At 57.0% G+C, this 20,194-nt stretch carries 21 protein-coding genes; 4 read left to right on the forward strand and 17 right to left on the reverse strand.

What is annotated here, in order from left to right; genetic code table 11:
- The first annotated feature begins 11 nt into the window (after positions 1-11).
- Complete coding sequence (locus tag K3757_RS09655) at positions 12-617, forward strand: class I SAM-dependent methyltransferase (RefSeq protein ID WP_259995079.1); 606 nt, start codon at positions 12-14, stop codon at positions 615-617.
- Positions 614-1,495, forward strand: coding sequence for a tRNA glutamyl-Q(34) synthetase GluQRS (gluQRS, locus tag K3757_RS09660; protein WP_259995081.1), 882 nt, complete (start codon positions 614-616; stop codon positions 1,493-1,495). The genes K3757_RS09655 and gluQRS overlap by 4 nt, the downstream gene beginning before the upstream one ends.
- Here gluQRS and hisI read toward each other — a convergent pair.
- Positions 1,492-1,851 (reverse strand): phosphoribosyl-AMP cyclohydrolase, encoded by a 360-nt coding sequence (gene hisI / locus K3757_RS09665; protein ID WP_259995083.1) that lies wholly within the window; start codon positions 1,849-1,851, stop codon positions 1,492-1,494. The two genes, gluQRS and hisI, sit on opposite strands and share 4 nt — an antisense overlap.
- Before the next feature lie 76 nt (positions 1,852-1,927).
- On the opposite strand from hisI, the gene K3757_RS09670 reads away from it, so the two are divergent.
- A complete protein-coding gene (locus K3757_RS09670; protein WP_259995094.1) occupies positions 1,928-2,374 on the forward strand; it encodes an iron-sulfur cluster assembly scaffold protein in 447 nt (148 codons plus the stop codon).
- Between the two features lie 204 nt (positions 2,375-2,578).
- Here the strand turns inward: K3757_RS09670 and K3757_RS09675 are convergent, their stop codons facing one another.
- The 5 genes from K3757_RS09675 to K3757_RS09695 form a co-directional block, all read right to left on the reverse strand.
- Positions 2,579-2,707, reverse strand: a complete 129-nt coding sequence (locus K3757_RS09675) for a hypothetical protein (protein WP_259995096.1) — start codon at positions 2,705-2,707, stop codon at positions 2,579-2,581.
- Positions 2,708-2,803: 96 nt separating this feature from the next.
- Positions 2,804-4,894, reverse strand: a complete 2,091-nt coding sequence (recG, locus tag K3757_RS09680; RefSeq protein WP_259995098.1) for an ATP-dependent DNA helicase RecG — start codon at positions 4,892-4,894, stop codon at positions 2,804-2,806.
- Positions 4,891-7,026, reverse strand: coding sequence for an NAD-dependent DNA ligase LigA (ligA, locus tag K3757_RS09685; protein WP_259995100.1), 2,136 nt, complete (start codon positions 7,024-7,026; stop codon positions 4,891-4,893). The genes recG and ligA overlap by 4 nt, the downstream gene beginning before the upstream one ends.
- A gap of 94 nt (positions 7,027-7,120) precedes the next feature.
- A complete protein-coding gene (ctrA, locus tag K3757_RS09690; protein WP_259995102.1) occupies positions 7,121-7,828 on the reverse strand; it encodes a response regulator transcription factor CtrA in 708 nt (235 codons plus the stop codon).
- Between the two features lie 99 nt (positions 7,829-7,927).
- Entirely contained in the window at positions 7,928-8,206 is a 279-nt protein-coding gene (locus tag K3757_RS09695) for a DUF1153 domain-containing protein (RefSeq protein ID WP_259995104.1), read from the reverse strand.
- Positions 8,207-8,337: 131 nt separating this feature from the next.
- On the opposite strand from K3757_RS09695, the gene mnmA reads away from it, so the two are divergent.
- Entirely contained in the window at positions 8,338-9,480 is a 1,143-nt protein-coding gene (mnmA, locus tag K3757_RS09700; RefSeq protein ID WP_259995106.1) for a tRNA 2-thiouridine(34) synthase MnmA, read from the forward strand.
- On the opposite strand, the gene lpxB is transcribed toward mnmA, so the two are convergent.
- From lpxB to K3757_RS09755, 11 genes are all read right to left on the reverse strand, one after another.
- Positions 9,477-10,634 carry a lipid-A-disaccharide synthase gene (gene lpxB / locus K3757_RS09705; RefSeq protein WP_409202584.1) on the reverse strand — a complete coding sequence of 386 codons (1,158 nt, stop codon included), beginning with the start codon at positions 10,632-10,634 and terminating at the stop codon, positions 9,477-9,479. The genes mnmA and lpxB overlap by 4 nt on opposite strands.
- A gap of 5 nt (positions 10,635-10,639) precedes the next feature.
- On the reverse strand, positions 10,640-11,425 hold the full coding sequence (locus tag K3757_RS09710; protein WP_259995110.1) for an LpxI family protein: 786 nt from the start codon (positions 11,423-11,425) through the stop codon (positions 10,640-10,642).
- Complete coding sequence (lpxA, locus tag K3757_RS09715) at positions 11,422-12,201, reverse strand: acyl-ACP--UDP-N-acetylglucosamine O-acyltransferase (protein ID WP_409202543.1); 780 nt, start codon at positions 12,199-12,201, stop codon at positions 11,422-11,424. Before lpxA ends, K3757_RS09710 begins: the two co-directional genes overlap by 4 nt.
- Positions 12,201-12,671 (reverse strand): 3-hydroxyacyl-ACP dehydratase FabZ, encoded by a 471-nt coding sequence (gene fabZ / locus K3757_RS09720; RefSeq protein WP_259995112.1) that lies wholly within the window; start codon positions 12,669-12,671, stop codon positions 12,201-12,203. Before fabZ ends, lpxA begins: the two co-directional genes overlap by 1 nt.
- A gap of 72 nt (positions 12,672-12,743) precedes the next feature.
- A complete protein-coding gene (locus K3757_RS09725; RefSeq protein WP_259995114.1) occupies positions 12,744-13,304 on the reverse strand; it encodes an OmpH family outer membrane protein in 561 nt (186 codons plus the stop codon).
- A 3-nt stretch (positions 13,305-13,307) separates the two neighbouring features.
- Positions 13,308-15,665 carry an outer membrane protein assembly factor BamA gene (gene bamA, locus K3757_RS09730; RefSeq protein ID WP_259995116.1) on the reverse strand — a complete coding sequence of 786 codons (2,358 nt, stop codon included), beginning with the start codon at positions 15,663-15,665 and terminating at the stop codon, positions 13,308-13,310.
- A 144-nt stretch (positions 15,666-15,809) separates the two neighbouring features.
- Positions 15,810-15,938: a hypothetical protein gene (locus tag K3757_RS09735; RefSeq protein WP_259995119.1), complete on the reverse strand. Its 129-nt coding sequence runs from the start codon at positions 15,936-15,938 to the stop codon at positions 15,810-15,812.
- 131 nt (positions 15,939-16,069) lie between these two features.
- A complete protein-coding gene (gene rseP / locus K3757_RS09740; RefSeq protein ID WP_259995121.1) occupies positions 16,070-17,422 on the reverse strand; it encodes an RIP metalloprotease RseP in 1,353 nt (450 codons plus the stop codon).
- Positions 17,423-17,426: 4 nt separating this feature from the next.
- Complete coding sequence (dxr, locus tag K3757_RS09745) at positions 17,427-18,599, reverse strand: 1-deoxy-D-xylulose-5-phosphate reductoisomerase (protein WP_259995123.1); 1,173 nt, start codon at positions 18,597-18,599, stop codon at positions 17,427-17,429.
- A 3-nt stretch (positions 18,600-18,602) separates the two neighbouring features.
- Entirely contained in the window at positions 18,603-19,394 is a 792-nt protein-coding gene (locus K3757_RS09750; RefSeq protein ID WP_259995125.1) for a phosphatidate cytidylyltransferase, read from the reverse strand.
- 8 nt (positions 19,395-19,402) lie between these two features.
- Positions 19,403-20,155 (reverse strand): isoprenyl transferase, encoded by a 753-nt coding sequence (locus K3757_RS09755; RefSeq protein ID WP_259995127.1) that lies wholly within the window; start codon positions 20,153-20,155, stop codon positions 19,403-19,405.
- Between the last annotated feature and the right edge of the window lie 39 nt (positions 20,156-20,194).

A 20,194-nucleotide genomic window follows, 5' to 3' on the forward strand; every position in this document is an offset into this window, starting at 1 on the left:
AAACTGTGGCGATGAGTACAAATTTTCTGGACAAAGCTTACACCTCGCGGGACACAGACAGCACCCGCGATCTCTACAATGACTGGTCAGCCACCTACGAGGCCGAAGTCGGCGCGCAAGGCTATGCAACACCAGCGCGCTGCGCAGAGGCACTGGCCGCCCACGTCGCAGATAAAACCACGCCCTTGCTGGATTTCGGATGCGGGACCGGTCTGGCGGGTCTGGCGCTGCGCTTGGCGGGCTTCGAAGTCATTGATGGCGTAGATATCTCGCCTGAAATGCTGGCGCAGGCCCGTGCGAAGGACGTGTACCGGAATCTCACTCAGATCGAACCTGACACATCGCCAAAGGGCGGCTACTCCCTTATCAGTGCGGTGGGTGTGATCGGTGCGGGCGCTGCTCCTATCTCTATCCTAGATACGTTGCTTCATGCGCTGCCATCTCAGGGTAAGCTGGTTTTCTCCTTTAACGATCATGCTTTAGCGGACCACTCGAACACAGGTCGCTTGAACGAATGGCTTGATTGCGGTGCCGCGCGGCTATTATTCATGGAGCATGGACCGCATCTGCCCGGAAAAGACATGGGCGCGACTGTCTATGTGATTGAAAAAGCTTGAGCTTCACCACCCGTTTCGCACCATCGCCGACAGGCCCTCTTCATCTGGGCCATGCGTATTCGGCAATCCTTGCGCATGACATGGCTCGGGCCAGAGATGGGCGGTTCCTGCTCCGGATCGAAGACATTGACAGATCGCGTGCGCGCCCGGAATGGGAAGCGCAGATTTATGATGATCTCGCTTGGTTGGGTCTGCGGTGGGAAACCCCTGTGATGCGCCAGTCAGACAGGCTTCCGACGTATCAGACAGCATTAGACGATCTGTTGGAGCGTGGGCTGCTGTATTCCTGCAGCTGTTCGCGGGCCGATATTGCCGCTGCCGCAAGCGCGCCGCAAGAAGGAGCGCCGCTGCTAGGCCCTGATGGTGTTGTCTATCCCGGCACCTGCCGCGACAAACGCCCCCACATTAAAGGCGATCCACGTCCCGATAACGCCCCGCTTCGTCTGAACATGACGAAAGCTTTGCGCCTGACCGAACATTCCGACAGCAGTACCCTGCCCGTCACGTTTGAAGAAGCTTGCCTGCCCTCAAAGCGCGGCATCGTTGAAGTCTCCAGTGCCGAAATTCTTCACTCCGTCGGAGATATTGTGCTGGCGCGCCGTGATATGGGCACATCATACCACTTGTCGGTCGTGCTGGATGATGCTGCACAGGGCATCACAGATGTTGTGCGCGGCGCAGATTTGTTCGAGGCAACGGTGATCCATGTGCTCCTTCAGGAACTTTTGGGCCTCCCCACACCCGCCTATCATCACCACGCTCTGATCCGTGACGACAAAGGTAAACGACTGGCCAAGCGTGATGATGCGCGGGCGATATCGCTGTACCGCGCGCAAGGCGCTACGCCTGCAGATATCCGCGGCCTTATTGGTCTTTAGCTATCGACGCTGATCACTTCGGTTTCACCCTCGGTTGTCACAGCAGTGTAGAAACAGCTACGCCGACCAGTGTGACACGCAGCGCCAACCTGCTCCACCTGCATCAGCAGACAGTCACGATCACAGTCTATACGCATCTCTTTAAGTGTCTGCACATGCCCTGATGTGGCACCCTTGGCCCAGAATTCCTGCCGCGAGCGGCTCCAATACGTGACCTGACCGGTTTCTAGCGTTCGCATGATGCTTTCGGCGTTCATCCACGCCATCATCAACACTTCGCCGCTGGCATGGTCTTGGGCGATTGCCGGAATCAAGCCAGCTGCATTGTAGGTCAGGGTCGTGGGGTCAAAGGACATGCTTGCGCACCTTCTATAGATTTTTTTTGCATCCGGTCTCTAACATCTTATGTAGAGGTCAGATAAAGGAAATGCCATGTCCAACGACACCGATCTGATCAAGCTTTATTCATCCCGCATTCTCGCGCTTGCGGCTGATATCCCGCATCTGGGCCGTCTTGATGCGCCGGATGCAAGCGTCACGCGGCGCTCACCACTGTGCGGGTCTAGTGTAACGGTGGATGTGAAGGTGGCCGATGGACGGCTTGCGGCATTGGGTCAGGATGTTAAGGCCTGCGCGTTAGGTCAGGCAGCCGCCGCTGTCACAGGGGGCGCCTCAGAGGGGGCTTCGTTAGAGACGATACAGCGGGGCCGTGACCAGCTAAAAGCCATGCTGAAAGGCAAAGGTGGCGTGCCGGATGCACCTTTTGACGGATTTGAGGTCCTGACCCCTGCCGTAGAATACAAAAACCGCCATGCATCGATCATGCTGAGCATCGAAGCTTTGGCCGAAGCGATGGCAGCAGCCCAACAAGACGCCTGATCCCCACCAGACCAAAAAAAACGCCGCACATCCAAAGGGATGGCGGCGTAAGAAAAGCGTTTCCCATGTGGGACCCAGAAGCACGGTTCAGGGAAGGCATTCCCGAGACATGTTACAGACAGGCAGAACGTAACATCTAAGGCACATCAGTTTGGGACAAATGCGCCAGTAAACCGGCCCTGGCATGAGAGCGCAGGCAGAAAATCAGACAAGTCCGGGAAGATGCAGACCAACAACCAGCATAACAATCAACGCTGCAGCACCAGCTGCGTCTTGTACCAATGTGTCTTGCGACCGTGAGGCGATAGCTTTGAGTGTCTGGTAGAAGGTCATGTGTCTCTCCGTTCTTGTTGCCTCTTTGTTCTCATATTATTAACGCCTCGTAAAGAACTTTTTGAGAACATTTGTGAACTTATCGGAACATTTCGTCTAACCCACTGAAATCAAACGGATCGCCTCATCCTGTCGCATTAGCCACAAAAGCAGGCGTGCCGCCCGCCCCCGTTCCCCCTCAAGCGTCGGATCATCATTCAGCAACTTGCGCGCATCTGACTGGGCGACCGCCATGAGTGCCGCCTGTTTTTCAAGATCGGCGACTTTGAACCTAGGGACGCCGGACTGGGCAGTACCAATCAAATCACCAGTGCCACGCATCTTCAAATCGGTTTCTGCAATGACGAACCCGTCCTCGGTTTCACGCAGCACCTCAAGGCGCTGGCGGCCTGTCTCGCTTAGCGGGTTTTGAAACATCAACAGGCAGCTTGACGCAGCCGATCCGCGCCCGACCCGTCCGCGCAATTGGTGTAATTGTGCCAGACCAAAGCTCTCTGCCCGTTCAATCACCATAATCGACGCATTCGGCACATCGACGCCAACTTCAATCACTGTCGTCGCCACCAATAGCTTTGTATCACCACGCTGGAAGGCCGCCATCGCGGCGTCCTTGTCGGCGGGCGGCATCTGACCGTGGACAAGCCCGACGACGCCTTCTCCCAAAGCCGCGCGCAACCGCTTGAACCGTTCTTCGGCGGAGGTGAGGTCGCTCACCTCACTTTCTTCGACCAGCGGGCATACCCAGTAACACTGCCGTCCATCCGCGATTGCCGCGCGCAATCGGTCAATCACCTGATCATAGCGGTCAGTGCTGATCAGCACGGTTTGGATGGGTTTGCGCCCGGGGGGCTTTTCATCCAGCACGCTGACGTCCATATCGCCGTACTGCGCCAATGCAAGACTGCGCGGGATCGGTGTGGCAGTCATCACCAGTACATCAGCCTGACGTCCCTTACGCCCCAGTTCCAAGCGTTGGCGTACACCGAACCGATGCTGTTCATCCACGACAGCAAGGCGCAGGTCATTGAACACCACCGTTTCCTGAAAAACAGCATGGGTGCCAACCAGAACTTGAATATCACCCCGCTCAAGAGCCGCAAGCTTCGCAGCACGTTCGGCCGTCTTGTCGCGCCCCGTCAAAATTTCCAATACCACGCCCGCGCTTTCCGCCAACGGTTGCAGCCCCTGCAAATGCTGCCGCGCAAGAATTTCAGTGGGCGCCATCAACACCCCCTGCCCGCCAGCCTCCACAGCCGCCAGCAGCGCCATGAACGCGACCAGCGTCTTGCCGGCGCCGACATCCCCTTGCAACAACCTGTTCATCCGCTGGTCACTGCCCATATCGGCAATAATCTCGGCTATCGCGCGGGTTTGTGCGCCTGTGGGCGAGTATGGCAAACTTTTCAGAACCTTGGCCTGCAACACACCAGTCGCTTTTGCCGCTCGACCCTTTTTGCGCCGCTCGACCTGACGGGCCAAGGCCAGTGTGATCTGATGGGCAAAAAGCTCATCATAAGCGAGCCTCTCACGCGCCGGCGCAGTGGCGCTGATATCAGAAAGCGCCTCAGGATCATGTGCGTCAGTGACCGCAGTGGTGAAATCCGGCCAGCCTGCTTTCGCCAGTTGGCCCGGATCAATCCATTCCCCCATCGGCGGGATCAAAGCGACCGCGCCGCGCGTAGCCTTATACATCAGCTTTTGTGTAACCCCGTGGGTCAGCGGGTACACCGGCTCGAACTGCGGAATGCTATCGGCCTCGTCCTCTGCCACCGTGAAATCGGGATGGACCATCTGCGGAATGCTATCAAACAGTTCAACCCGCCCAGAAACAATACGGCGGCTCCCTTCTGGTAGCGCGCGCTGCCAGTAATCACCGCGCGCATGGAAGAAAACCAGTTGAAACGACGTTTGCGAATCTTCCACATGAATACGGTAAGCGCCGCCTTTGTTTCGCGGGGGCGCATGTTTGCCGATGGTGACAGCAACAGTCAGTGTTGTCGGAAAAGGCGCGCCTTGCACCGTTGGCACCAATCGCCGGTCAATGCCCGACTGCGGCAGTGTAAACAACAAATCACGCGGGGCCTGCACCCCGAGCCCTGCGAAATGCTGCGCTGTCTTGGGGCCGATGCCCGGCAAACTGTCGAGCCCCGCAAAAAGCGGAAAGAGAGGTTCGGGACGCGTGCTCACAAGCCTGCAATCAATTCGAGCCAACCGTCTTCGTCCAGCGTTTCGATGCCCAGCTCTGCTGCTTTCTTGGCCTTTGACCCCGCACCCGGCCCCGCCACCAGAAGATCGGTCTTGGCACTGACCGAACCGGAAACCTTGGCGCCCAATCGCTCTGCGCGCGCTTTGGCTTCTGCACGGGTCATCTTTTCAAGTGTGCCGGTGAACACAACGGTCTTTCCGGCCACGGGCGATCCTGTCGTATCGGCTCGCTTGGCCTCTTGAACGTCCAGTTGTTCGATGAGGCGGTCTATCGATGCACGCTCGGCCTCTTGTGCGAAGGCGCCAACAAGTGATCCGGCCATGACAGTCCCCATGCCATCAATTCCGATCAGATCGTCCCAGGCAGGGCCGGTCCGGTCCCGTGCCTCATCCACGCCCTTGGCCAAAGCATCCCATGTACCATAGTGCAGTGCGATCATATTCGATGCTGCTTCACCCACATGCCGAATACCCAGTCCGAACAACAGCCGCGACAGCGGTATCTTTCGCTTGTCATCAATCGCCGCAAAAAGCGCAGTGGCAGATTTATCGCCCCAGCCTTCACGGTTTTTCAATTGCTGCACGCCGCTGCCAAAGCGGTCTTGAAGCGTGAAGATATCGGCAGGCTCTGCGATCCAGCCATCCCCGTAGAACTGCTCAACCTGCTTCGCCCCTAAACCGTCAATGTCAAAGGCCGCGCGCGACACGAAATGCTTGAGCTTTTCCACTGCCTGCGCTGGACAAATCAGCCCCCCCGTACAGCGCCGCACTGCATCGCCCGGTTCACGCACGGCGTCGCTTCCACACTCGGGACAGACCTGCGGAAAATCGAACGGCTCAGCACCAGCGGGCCGGTTGGATATATCAACGTCGGCTACTTTCGGAATCACGTCTCCGGCGCGGTAAACCTGCACAAGATCGCCGACACGAATATCCTTGCCGCCTCTGATCTCCTGCCCCTTGCTATCAAGACCCTTGATGTAATCCTCGTTGTGCAGCGTTGCGTTCGACACAACCACGCCCCCCACGGTAACAGGCGCCAACCGCGCAACCGGACTAAGAGCGCCGGTTCGGCCCACTTGAATGTCGATGCCTTCCAGTGTGGTCCACGCCAGTTCGGCTGGAAACTTATGCGCGATAGCCCAGCGGGGTGTGGTAGAACGGAAGCCGAGCCGCTCTTGCAGGGAAAGATCATCTACTTTGTAAACAACACCGTCGATGTCATAGCCCAACGCCGCGCGCTGTGCTTCGATATCAGCGTAATGCTCAATCATTTCAGCCGGGCTTTGACAGCGGCGGGTCAGCGGATTGATCGAAAAACCCAAACTACCCAGCTTTTCTATGGCTTCCCACTGGGTCTGACCAAGAGGCGCTGACACACTGCCCCATGCGTAGGCGAAAAAGCGCAACGGTCGCGAACGGGTGATCTCTGCATCGAGCTGCCGCATGGAACCGGCAGCAGCGTTGCGGGGATTGGCAAAACTCTTCCCACCGCGTTCTTCCTGACGCAGGTTCAGGGCTGCAAAGTCAGCGTGGCTCATGTAGACCTCACCGCGCACTTCAAGCACCTCTGGCGCGCCATCCAGCTGCTGCGGGATATCCGCGATGGTCAACGCATTTGCCGTGACATTTTCCCCAACCGCGCCGTCGCCACGCGTGGCTGCCTGTATCAGCGTCCCGCCTTCATAGCGCAGGGAAAGCGATAAACCGTCAATTTTAGGCTCTGCCGTAAAGGTAAGCGGCGCCTGAGAGGGTAAACCGAGATATTTTCGAACAGAGGTGTCAAATTCTTGCACATCTTCGTCGCTAAAGGCATTGGCCAAAGACAGCATGGCGACGCTGTGGGTGATTTTACCGAATCCTGCGGCAACTGCTGCGCCCACTTGATCGCTCGGGCTGTCAGCGCGCTTTAACGTGGGGAACCGTTCTTCTATCGCCGCGTTACGGCGCTTTAGTGAATCATATTCGGCATCGGAAATAACCGGTGCATCTTCTGTATGGTATGCGCTGTCCGCATCCGCCAGTTTCACAGCGAGCGCTGCCAGTTCCGCCTTTGCCTGCTCTTCGGTCAGCGTACTGATGTCCAGATCTGTTGTCTTATTTTCGGAAGTCACTAAAAAACCTGCCTTCGGATTGCCGCCTACCCGCATTTAGATAGGCCGCGACCAAAGGCAGGTCTAGCATCTTTCACATCCGCGTGCTGCTGTTTCAGGCACTCGCAGCAAGATCCAACTCAACAGGATCCGGATCACGCAGGACATACCCGCGTCCCCAGACTGTTTCGATATAGTTGGACCCACCAGTTGCCGTGCTCAGTTTCTTGCGTAACTTGCAAATGAACACATCGATAATCTTGAGCTCAGGCTCGTCCATACCGCCGTACAGGTGGTTCAGAAACATCTCCTTGGTGAGGGTCGTCCCTTTACGTAGGCTCAAAAGTTCAAGCATCTGGTATTCTTTGCCCGTCAGATGGACCGGTTTGCTTTCAACGCTGACCGTTTTGGCATCCAGATTGACTGAAACAAGGCCCGTATCAATCACGGATTGCGAATGCCCTTTGGAGCGGCGGATGATGGCATGAATACGCGCCACCAGCTCTTCGCGGTGGAACGGTTTGGTCAGATAATCGTCAGCACCAAAACCGAAACCGCGAATTTTGCTTTCGGTATCATCGGCACCAGACAGAATTAGAATAGGTGTCTCAATTCGGCTCAGTCGAAGCTGGCGCAGAACCTCGTGCCCGTTCATATCCGGCAGATCAAGATCCAGAAGAATGATGTCATAATCATACAGCTTAGCCAGATCGATCCCTTCTTCTCCCAAGTCCGTCGCATAGACGTTCAGATTTGCATGGGTCAGCATCAACTCGATACTTTTTGAGGTCGTAGGATCATCTTCGACAAGCAGCACGCGCATTTAATTTTCTCCGACAATTTAAGGTCAACTTCTACACTTAATCGTGAACAAAAAAGGTTAACTACTCGTAAACGTTGGAATCATTAATGCATGAACAACTTAGGGTTGTCTATATTTTTGAAGCATAGTAGTTTTGAGACCGACTTCACCGTGGGCCGACACAGCACGCACCCACTCGATAAACTCATCATCACTCAACCGATAGCGAGACAGCGCGTCGTCTTTGCTGATCAAACCGTACACAACACCGCGCACAACGGCGGCTTTGCGTGAAGCAACCCACCGCCGGGTATTGGCCGGAGGCAGGTCTGCATGGGTCATTGTTGCCCCGTTCGCGAGGGTTACGGCGCGCGGGCCGTCGACTTTTTTAAGATACATCACTCAACACCGTCCTGATTACCTGCCTATTTTTGGCGTGGCGTTCTTAAGGACATATGAAGCCGCCCCTTGTGAGTAGTTCGCATTTTCCTATATTCCACATCAAAGCCACCCCAAATTGCCGAGGCCCTATGCCACTTGACCGCACCCCGCCGCTGAATTCGCTTGGTTTTGCCAAAGCCCCTGCCGACACACGTGTCGTGGTCGCCATGTCTGGTGGTGTGGACAGCTCTGTTGTTGCGGCGATGCTGGCCGAAGAAGGCTATGACGTTGTCGGCGTAACGCTCCAGCTTTATGACCACGGCGCTGCACTGGCGAAAAAGGGCGCCTGCTGTGCGGGGATTGATATCCACGATGCGCGGCGCGTGGCCGAAGACATGGGCTTTCCGCATTATGTGCTGGATTATGAAAACGTGTTCAAAGACGCCGTGATAGATGAATTTGCGGACAGCTATCTGGGTGGTGCAACGCCGGTACCCTGCATCCGGTGCAATGAACGGGTGAAGTTCAAAGACCTGCTTGAGACCGCCAAGGATCTGGAGGCCGATTGCATGGCCACAGGTCACTATATTCAGCGGATGGTTGGTGAGAATGGGCCAGAGCTTCATGCGGCGGCTGATGCAAACCGCGATCAAAGCTATTTCTTGTTCTCGACCACGCCCGAGCAGCTGGATTACTTGCGCTTTCCGTTGGGCCATTTGCCGTCCAAGGACGCGACCCGCCAGCTTGCGGAAAAATACGGCCTACGGGTGGCGAACAAGCCTGACAGCATGGACATCTGCTTTGTCCCCGATGGGGATTATGCATCTGTTATCAGAAAGTTGCGGCCCGAAGCTGCTGCACCGGGCGACATCGTAGACACCGAAGGGACTGTGCTGGCACACCATGATGGCGTGATCAATTACACGATCGGCCAGCGTCGCGGCCTTGGCATCGGTGGGCTTGCTGATCCGCTTTATGTTGTTCGCCTTGATCCGGACCGCAAAGAGGTTGTGGTGGGCCCGAAACACATGCTGGCGACCCGCACCGTACCTGTGAAAGAGATCAACTGGCTAGGGGATGAGCCATTCTCATCCCGCGAGGAATGGCATGTGGCTGTTCGGGTCCGCTCCACCCGTCCGCCGACCGAAGCGATTTTGCGGCCCTTGTCAGATACGACTGCCGAAGTTGAACTGGTCACAGCGGAAGAAGGCATCAGCCCCGGTCAGGCGTGTGTTTTCTACGATCCCGACAGTAGCCGCATCTTTGGCGGCGGCTGGATTCACCGCGGCTAATCCCGCGAGATCCCGTCCAGGACAGCGCGCGCGGCCCTCAAACCGGGGGCCTCGCCCCCTTTGCCCAACCGTTGCATCGTGATCGCCATCGCACTGCGTTGCGCGTCGGGCGCATCCAGCACCGCGCTGACCCCGTCAGCAATCGCCTTTGGTGTGCATGATTTTCCGATAAATTCGGGTACCACGCGCGTGTCAGACACCAGATTGACCAATGTAACTGTGTCGACCAATAACATCCGACCAATGATCAGTCGGCTGAGCGGGCTCATGTCATAGGCGATGACCATGGGCGTATCCGCCGCTGCAAGCTCAAGCGAGACAGTGCCAGAAGCAGCTAACGCTACATCGGCCGCGCGAAAAGCGGCGCGTTTCTGGGCCATTGCGGCGGAATACTCCCCCTCACGCGGGTCAAGCACCAGCGTATCGGGCCAATCAGCCGTCAGCGCCAGCACGGCCTCTGCCACAGGTGCTGCGGCTGGCACAACGATCTTCAGATCGGGATGCCGCGCCTTGAGCCGCTGCACCGCATCTGAAAAACGTTCCCCAAGACGTGCAACTTCGGATCGTCGTGATCCCGGCAAGACCAGAAGAACAGGCGCTTGTCCCAATCCATTATCAGCGCGGAAGGATTCGGCATCTGCCGTGTCAGCGACAGGTTCGGCCACCACAGGATGCCCCACAAAATCACACCGCATACCTGCGGCTTCCATATAGGGTGGCTCGAACGGCAGCAGGGCAAGCACCTGATCGATGTGGCGTGCCATTTTGGCGGCGCGGCCCGGTCGCCATGCCCAAACCGTCGGAGCGACATAATGGACCGTGCGAATATTACTGCGCGCCTTAACCAGCTTTGCAACGCGCAATGAAAAATCAGGGCTGTCGATCGTAATCAGGACGTCCGGCTGCATCGCCACCACAGCTTCTGCGGTTTGGGCAATGCGTCTCTTGAGGTGGAGGTATTTGGGCAGGATCTCTGCCAGCCCCATCACGCTCAATTCATTCATGTCAAAACGGCTGGTCAGACCTTCGGCCTGCATCTGAACACCGCCGATACCTTCAAACACGACATCGGGGCGCAGCTCCTTTAGGCCAGCCATCAAAGCGCCGCCCAGTTTGTCACCCGAAGGCTCCCCAGCAAGGATGAAAACGCGCAAAGCGCTCATTCGCCCGTGCGTGCCCAAAACACGAGGCCAAGGGAATCTGCCAGCGTCTTACATTCGCTTGGATGCAGAACAATCACATCGCCCGCGTCCACGATGACGCCCCGCAGACCGGCATCAGAGGCTGCTTGCAGCGTCTCTGGCCCGACGGTTGGCAGATCAATCTTGCGAGTCTGGCCTGCTTTGGGGCCTTTGAACAGGATGCCCCCGTTGGCGTCATTTACATCACCAAGCATCGCATCAGTCCCGCGTGCATCTTCCATCGCGACAATGTGCCCGTTGGCAGCAACACAGGCCTGCCCCTTGTCCTGTGGCGACATCTCAAGGATGTGCGCCGCGGCAACCGCAGCGTCCTTGCGCATCTGCGCATCGGGCCAGTAACTGCCAAAGACGCCGCCTTGAGCCAACAGATCAGGGGCAATCTCATGTGCGCCGATCACTTCGAAACCGGTCTTCTCGAACAGCTCCAATAGCACACGCAGCGCGCCGTCATCACCGGATTTCAACGCTTCCATGAACAAGGGCACCAGCGGCGCTGTTTCAGCGTCAAGCTTGGATGGATCAAGCGCGGGCCGCTCAAGTGCGCCGGCAAAGCAAACCTGGGTGATGCCACGGTTGCCAAGCTCCAACAGCAGCGTGCCGAGCGTCTCAAGGCGGAACGTCAGCTCTGCCTCCAAACCGCTCAGGGGAACGCCTTCATATCCGCACACCAGCGGTGGGGTCTGCGCCCCCGCCGCAACCAATGCCGGCAAATCGCCGCGTCCTGCAACCAGCGCCAGCGTCATTTTGGTGTCAGGAAATGGCGGCCGCTGTCGGCCAGAACGAAATCGACAATCTCGCGGACATAGTCGCTGCTGGTCTCGGCGCCCAAGCGTTCTGCACGATCATGGAAGGTGCCCTCCCCCTGTGCCAACATCTGAAAGGCTGCACGCAGGGCGGTGATATCACTCCGGTCAACGCCGCGGCGTTTCAACCCGACAAGGTTGAGCCCGTCCAAATGGCCGCGCGGCGCCTGAACCAAGCCATACGGGATCACATCATTCGTCACCATCGTTACAGCGCCAATGATCGCGCCGCGCCCGATCCGGACCCATTGATGGATGCCTGACAGCCCCCCGATGATCACGTTGTCTTCAATCACGCAGTGGCCAGCGACAGCCGCATTGTTCACGACAACAACGTTATTACCCACAATAGCGTCATGCGCGATATGGCAGCCGGCCATGAACAGGTTGTCATCGCCCACCACAGTCACACCGCCCCCGCCTTCTGTGCCACAGTTCATTGTCACATGCTCACGGATACGATTGCGCGCACCAATCTCAAGCCGCGTTGTTTCACCCTTGAATTTAAGGTCCTGCGGGATTTCACCAATCACGGCGAAAGAGAAGATCACAGTTCCCTCGCCGACAGTGGTTTGACCGCTAATCACGACATGGGATTTCAGCACCACATCCGCGCCAAGCGTTACCTCAGGGCCGACCACACAAAACGGGCCGACCGTGGCGCTTGGATCAATCTTTGCGCCCTCTTCAATGACGGCGCTGGGATGGATGGCCATTATGCACCGTCCTTGGGCAGATCCAGCATCGCCATAAACTCGGCCTCAGCCGCCATTTCACCCTCGACGGTGGCCACACCGGAGAACTTCCAGATTTTGCCGCCGGGCTTGCCGCGTACCGTCTTGACGTCCATGCGCAGAACATCACCGGGGACGACCTTGCGGCGGAATTTACAGTTATCAATGGACATGAAGTAAATCAGCATGTCGCGGTCCAACTGGTCCAGTGCGACACCGATCATCACGCCGGCCGTCTGAGCCATGGCTTCTACAATCGTAACGCCCGGCATAATCGGTGTTCCGGGGAAGTGGCCCTGAAAATGTGGCTCGTTCATGGTCACATTCTTATAGCCAACCGACGACTGCGTGTCGTCGATTTCTTCGACTTTATCCACCAACAGGAAGGGATAGCGGTGCGGCAGGATGCGCTGGATGATCTGGATATCTGCACGCTTAAGTTCTTGGGTCATGGGTATTCCTTCCGGGGTCTCTTGCCCCACAGCTAGCAATTGCACCAGCGCGGAGCAAGACTGCGCGGTGTTTCAGTCTTTGGGTTCAGGTGTATTGGTATCGCCTTCGCCCAATGTCTCGTTCAGACGGGCAATCGCGGCGGCGGTGATATCGGTGCTGTTGGCGCTGATAAAAACGGTGCGCCGTTCCAGCACAACGCTGGCACCCACTTCTTGCATCAAGGCCTCCAAAACCGGACCGGCGGCGTTCAGGAATACTTCGCGCTCTTGCTCAAGAAGAGAGTTCAGCGCGCGGGACTTTGCCGCTTGTGCCTGACGGGTGGTCTGGACGCGGGTGTCGAATGCATCGGCCAAGGGCCGGAAGGCTTCGGGCGTCATCGTCTTGCGTTTGTTCGTGAGGTCCTGTTCGGCTTCCGCCAGTTCTGCTTCGATCTGGCGGTTCTCTGTTGCAAGCTGATTGCCCTGCTCTTCGATTTCTCGCGCAACGCGCTTTCCGAAATCACTGTTCAAGAACAACCGCTCACTGTCGATCGTGAGAACAGGTGTCTCGGCAATCGACAAAACCTGCGCGGAGGCCGGCACTGCAAACAGCAGCCCCAGCCCGAACACCAGACAATGTAGCGCGCGGCGCACCGATCAGAATTGCGTCTGGAGGGTCACTTCGAACTTCTGCTCGCGGTCGTAATCTTCTTTGCGGATCGCATCGGAGATATTGAACTGGAGCGGACCCACAGGTGTGTCCCAGTAGATGGAAACCCCGATGACATGACGGAACGATCCGCTTTCGCCGTCCACGGCGTTACCGCCAAGGTTTACATCAGACAAATCCCACAGGTTGCCGACATCATAGAAGACACCCCCACGGATACCGTATTCTTCCGGCAGGCCCAGCGGGAATTCCGCCTCGACCCGACCAACCAGATACATGTTGCCGCCCAGCGTGTCGTTCTGGTCAGAGGCCGCGTCGCGCGGACCAATACCACCCGGTTCAAACCCGCGCAGCTGCGTTGGCGTCAGGATGAAACGGTCAATCGCACGGTTCGTACCACTGCTCCAAGCGATTGCGCCACCTTCCAATGTGCCGCGAATGGTCAATTCTTCGTTCAGGAACTTCTTCTCTGCAATGACCTTGGCGACCGTACGCACATATTTCTGATCACCGCCCAGACCTGCAAAGTCCTGGCTAAAGCGGAAAAGAACACCTGCGTTCGGGTCCAATCCGGTGCGACGGGTGTCGTAGCTATATTCGTACCCGACAGACGAGGTCAGAAGCGATCCTGCATCGATGTCATTCTGAATGATTGCGCCCTGTTCGGCATCGTCATTTTCGGTCACTTCGGACTGCTCTGCAGTATAGCGCAGTTGCAAACGCCCGTTTTCAGACACGGGGAACGTCAGGCTGGGACGGAACAGCAACCGCGTGCTGTCGTAGGTCGAGAAAGAGGAATTCTCTTCGGAATAGTCCAGATTCAAACCAAAGCTCACGTCACGGCCCAGCAAGGCCGGTTCCACAAAGGTCAGGCCATAGCGACGCGCGTCAGAGGCAGTTGAGACAATGAGGTTGAGCTTTTGACCACGGCCCAAAAAGTTCTGTTCGGCAAAGCTGATCGCAATACCAGGACCATCGGTGTTCGAGAAAGACGCACCAAAGTTCAAAGACCCTGTAGGTTTTTCTTCGACGTTCACGTCGATCACAACCTGCTCTGGCGAAGTCCCCTCACGGGCATTCACTTCGGCTGTCTCGAAATAGCCTAGCGCACGAATGCGTTCGGCTGCCTGACGGATTTCGCGAGGATTGAACGGGTCGCCTTCAACGCTGTCAAACTGGCGGCGCACAACACGGTCAAGCGTCGTGGTGTTGCCCTCAATATCAATGCGTTCGACAAAGATACGCGGCCCGCGTGACAGGACAAAGTCCACATCCAGCGTCAGATCGCGGTCATTGCGGCTGACGCGCGGCTCAACGCGCATAAAGTCTACGCCGTCGCGGATCGCCTGACGTTCCAGTCGCGCGATGTCAGCCTCAACAAGTGTCGGAGAATAGATAACGCCCGGCTTGATCTTAATCAGATCGGAATAAACGTCGCTATCTACATTCGCGAGTTCGGATGTCACCGAAACCTGACCAAACTGAAACTGCTGGCCTTCCTGAATGTTAAACCCAAGGAAATAGCCGTCCCGCTCTTCGGTGAGCTGTGCGTTTACGGAGTTGACCCGCATATCAACATAGCCACGCGAGAAATAGAAATCGCGCAAAACCTGTTTGTCGAATTCAACGCGGTCCTGAACATATGTGTCGCGGCGCACCAGACGGCGGAACAGGCCCGCCTGCTTGGTTCCCAACACGCGGCGCAGGCGGCGGTCTGAGTATTTGCGGTTACCAACAAAGCTCAGGCGCTCAATCTCAACGTTCTGGCCTTCAAAAATTTCAAACACCAGGTCAACACGGTTTTGGTTCCGCTTGATGACTTTTGCCTGAACGCGCGCAGCGATGCGCCCATCGTTCGAATAAGCCTCGGCAATGGCATTCGCGTCTTTTTCGGCTTGGGTCGGATTAAACACCCGCCGCGAGGTGGACGAGATCACAGATTCAAGCGCGTCATCCTTGATCCGGCGGTTCCCTTCAAAGGAAATCCGGTTGATCGTCGGCAGTTCGACCACGGTGATAACCAGCGTGTTGCCCTGCGGCGCAATAGCGACACTTTCGAACAGGCCAGAGTTATTCAGCCGCTGGAAGGCATCATTCAGCTCACCCGCGCTTACCGCCTGACCGCGGGCGATTCCGGCCTGAGACAGGATCGCACTATCGCCAATTCGCTGGTTGCCATTAATCTGGACCGAATTGAATTGGTACTGTTGCGCAAACGCCTGCGGCGCTTGGGCTATCCAAGCTGTTGAAAGAAGTAATGAAAAAGTCAGACCTTTCAGGCCGGACCGCTTAAAATTCTGCTGCTCGAACGCGCTGTTTGCGCGTATCTTTGACCCCAGGCTCATGGTTATTACCCAATTTTATAAACACCGTTAAACCTTGAGTACCTGTAGGGACCAAGCTTGTCAAAACCAAGGGACCGTTTTTCAAACGAAAAAGGCCCGCGTAATACGCAGACCTCATGCCGTTGTAGGAGTGTTTAGGTCGTTTTACTGAAAGCTGCCCACAAAGGCGCCCGCACCCAAGGCAACGGCAATCGTCAGTAAATACAGGGCACGATCCCAGTTAAGGTCCATGAGAACACTCAAGCCGCGGTAGCCTCTCGTCAACGTCTGCATGGATCACTCCTTAAGTGCTTAACAGCTAATGCACGGAGATTAGCGTTGGAATGTGGCGATCACGGGGGGCAAATGTGGCAAAAGCAAGGCATTCGCCCTGCTTCGCCATCTGTTTGGATATTTAATGAGCCTTACGGACAGAAGATGTCGTTGAACAAAGCAAACAGCATCAGGCCCAGAACCATTGTCAGGCCGATGCTCATCAGGATCCGAAGCGCACCATCACTCGGCGGTTTGCCGCGAACAGCCTCATAAGCATAAAACGTCAGGTGGCCCCCATCCAATGCGGGGATCGGGAATAGGTTGAGCAGACCAACAGCTGTGCTGAGCACCGCAATAAAGTTGATAAAGCTCATCGCGCCCTGACTGGCCATCGCGCCAGATACTTTTGCAATCCCGACAGGGCCGGACATGTTGCAAGAGCTAATTGCGCCCGTCACCATGTGCCAAAGGCCCGAGATCGAACCTTTGATGATCCGCCACGTCCCCGCCACACCGCTTTGTACAGATTCGATCAGACCCGGCGTTTCTGTCGCGGCAGTAATCGCGCTGTCACTGGAAATCCCGATCCGCAGCACATTCACAAAACCGCCATCGTCCTGCGGTTCATCAGTAGATTTGGGAACAAGCGTGAATTGCAGAATTTCACCTGCGCGCCAGACGTCCAGCAACAACGGACGCCCTTCCGAGCTTTCAACAGCATTCTTGAGCTGTTGGAAGGCAAAAACAGGCGCCCCGTCTACACCGGTGATCACATCCCCGCTGGCCAACCCTGCTTCAAGGGCTGCTGTCTCTGGTCCGACGCTGCCCACAAGGGCGGGCTGTGGATAGGGGCCCGGCACCGTCAATGAGACGCCGTCGCGCAGGACGGTATAGTCCAGAACCGGCTCCAGCGGCAGCGCATCCATGTACGCGCGGTATTCAGGTGTTTGGGTGCTGGAAGGTATCTCAAGACCGGCGATGGCCTGCAAAACATCCCCCTTCTCCAAACCTTCAACCGCATTTGGCAGAGGTTTTACGGCATCTACTGTCAGTGGTTCACGCACATTGCCGAGCGCCATAGAAATGCCGGCGAACACAATGATAGACAGGGCAAAGTTAAATACCGGCCCTGCCGCGACGGTCAGCGCGCGCGCCCAGAGAGGCGCGCCGTGCATCGTGGAACGCAGGCGAGCAGGATCTGCCGCTGCCTCGTTCATTGCGTCCTCGTCCTTGCCAGATGCCGCGTTGGAATCGCCCGCAAATTTAACATAGCCGCCAAAAGGCAGCGCAGCGATCTGCCAGCGCGTGCCATGCTTGTCATGGCGAGAGTATATCACCGGTCCAAAACCGAGCGAGAAAACGTCCGCCTTGATCCCGCACCAGCGCCCGACGATGTAATGGCCGTATTCATGGATCGCGACGATCACCGACAGTGCGATGATAAACGCTGCCATCGTCCAGACAAAACCGCCGAATTGCGGAACAAGTGTTGTAATATCCAATGCTCTACCCTGCTCTTTGTTCTATAGCCAACCGTGCGGCCTTGCGTGCCAGATGGTCTGTTTCGAGCACGTTATCAAGGGTCATGGTGGCATCAATGTGGCCCCCTTGTGCATCCATGCGGTCCAAAACCTGCGACACAACGTCCGACATCTGGGTGAATTTCAGCTGTCCGGCGATAAATCCGTCCAGCGCGGTTTCTTTCGCGGCATTAAATACCGCACCGGCCAGACCGCCGCGCGCCATGACCTCGCGCGCGATGCGCAACGCGGGCCAACGCGCGTCATCGGGCGCGCGGAATTCGAAACTGCCAATGGCGGCAAGGTCCAGACGCTCAACCGGTATATGGCGGCGCTGGGGGTGGTGCAGCGCATAGCCGATGGCGTGGCGCATATCGGGCGGCCCTACATGCGCCATTAGCGCGCCGTCATTAAACCCGACCAGCGCATGGATCATACTTTGCGGGTGAATAAGTACCTCGATCTGCTCTGGCGCTACGTCAAAGAACTCTCTTGTTTCAATAACTTCCATCGCCTTATTGAACATCGACGCGGAATCTATGGTGATCCGCTGGCCCATATCCCAATTCGGATGGCTAGACGCCTGATCCAGTGTCGCGTCACACAAGTCTTCGATAGGCCAGTCACGGAATGCCCCGCCGGAGGCCGTGATGATGATCCGCTCTACCGCGTTCATATCCTCACCTACCAGCGCCTGAAAAACGGCAGAATGTTCGCTATCCACCGGCAGGATTTGCGCACCTTGCGCCCTGCCCGTTTCAAGCAGCAATTTGCCTGCACAGACCAGAGATTCCTTGTTTGCCAGCGCGAGAGTGCTGCCCTGGCCCAAAGCGGCCATGCCGGGCGCAAGGCCGGCAGCACCAACGATTGCAGACATGATCCAGTCCGCAGGCCGGTGCGCCGCTTCTAGGATCGCGTCTGCACCAGCAGCGGCGATGACCCCCGATCCTTTAAGAGCCGCACGCAAATCTTCCAGCAGACTGTCATCCGCTGTTACCGCGATCTGTGCATTTAGCGCCCGCGCGTCCGCGGCAAGTTGTTCGATGTTGCGCGCACCTGTCAGGGCAACGACCTCATACTCCTCAGGTGCACGTTTGATCAGGTCAATTGTGTTCTGCCCGATGGAACCGGTCGCGCCAAATATACTGACTTTTCGCATGGATCACCCCACTCCGGGGGGGAAACCGATAACCTGCCCGATGATGAGCAAAAACACCGATGCGCCAAGCATCCCGTCAAAGCGGTCCATCAGACCACCGTGGCCGGGTATAAGATTCGAGCTGTCTTTCACGCCCATCTTCCGCTTCATCCCGCTTTCGGCGATGTCCCCCATCTGCGAGGCCATGGAGACCGCGATCGAAATACCGATAAGCTGATATCCAACGCCCGTGTTGGCAGAAAATACCAGTCCGACAATCGCCGCGCCGATCCATCCGGCCGCCGTACCGGACCACGTTTTCTTGGGGCTGACCGCCGGCCAGAACTTGGGCCCGCCAAATGCGCGGCCCGCGAAATAGCCAACCACATCGGTGACAACCACGACCAGCACCAGCCAGAGCATCCAGTTCACGCCCATTTCATCGCGCACCTTGATCATACCAAAGCCGGACATCAGGATCATGACCGTGAAAGTCATGTAAATCGTGCGGTTCCGTTCAAGATAACCGAAACCGACAAGCGCGGGCGCAAGCAACAAAGGCAGTGCAAAGCCAACAGGCAGATAGACAGACAGCAGGACAGCAGCGCCCGTGGTCCCCCCAAGAAGCAGTTGCGCGCGGGATTGACCGGGACGCAACATCCCGACCATTTCCCAAACCATAACGCCGCAGATCAGGGCCACCAGGACATGAAAAACATATCCGCCCGTCCATATCCCGGCCACGGCGACAACCGCCATCGCAACCGCCGACATCACGCGCGCTGCCAGATCAGACCATTTTTCAGTGCTGCTCATAGTTAACCTCAGGTTTTGACGCCGCCAAAGCGCCTGTCTCGTCCGCCGTAAGCGGCACAAAGGCGGGCAAACTCCATACGGGTGAAATCAGGCCACAGCGTGTCGATGAATTCATATTCCGCATAGGCTGATTGCCACAGCAAAAAGTTCGAAATCCGTGCTTCGCCACTGGTCCGGATTACCAGATCAGGATCTGGCAAAACATAGGTATCCAAATACTTTGGCAGCGTTTCTTCATCTATCGCTTCGGGATCAAGCTTACCGCTGGCGACGTCTTGAGCCAGCCGTTTGGTGGCGCGCGCCACCTCATCGCGGCCGCCATAGTTCAGCGCAATCGTCAGATGCACGCGGGTGTTATGCGCGGTCGCTTCCTCAAGGTCGTTCATAAGGCGGATCAGCTTATCGTCCAGCCGCACCCGATCCCCGATAAAGCGCACGCGCACGCCAAATTCGCTTAACGAACGGGTTTCTTTGCTGATGTAGCGGCGGAAAAGGCTCATCAGCCCGGCCACTTCAACCTGAGTCCGTTTCCAGTTTTCTGTCGAGAAGGCAAAAATGGTCAGGTATTCCACGCCGACTTCGGTGCAGGCTTCGACCACTTCGCGCACACGCTTTGCACCGGCGTGATGCCCGAACAACCGCGGGCGTCCGCGCTGGGTGGCCCACCGCCCGTTGCCATCCATAATGATCGCAACATGTCGCGGACCACCCGGAGATTGCTCGGGCAGTTCTTCGCGTTCGGGTTTGCTGCGCTTAATCATAGTGTCTCACGCATAGGTCGGGCCTGCTCATGTGTCTTG

This window comes from Sulfitobacter sp. S223, from assembly GCF_025143825.1.
Taxonomy (GTDB): domain Bacteria; phylum Pseudomonadota; class Alphaproteobacteria; order Rhodobacterales; family Rhodobacteraceae; genus Sulfitobacter.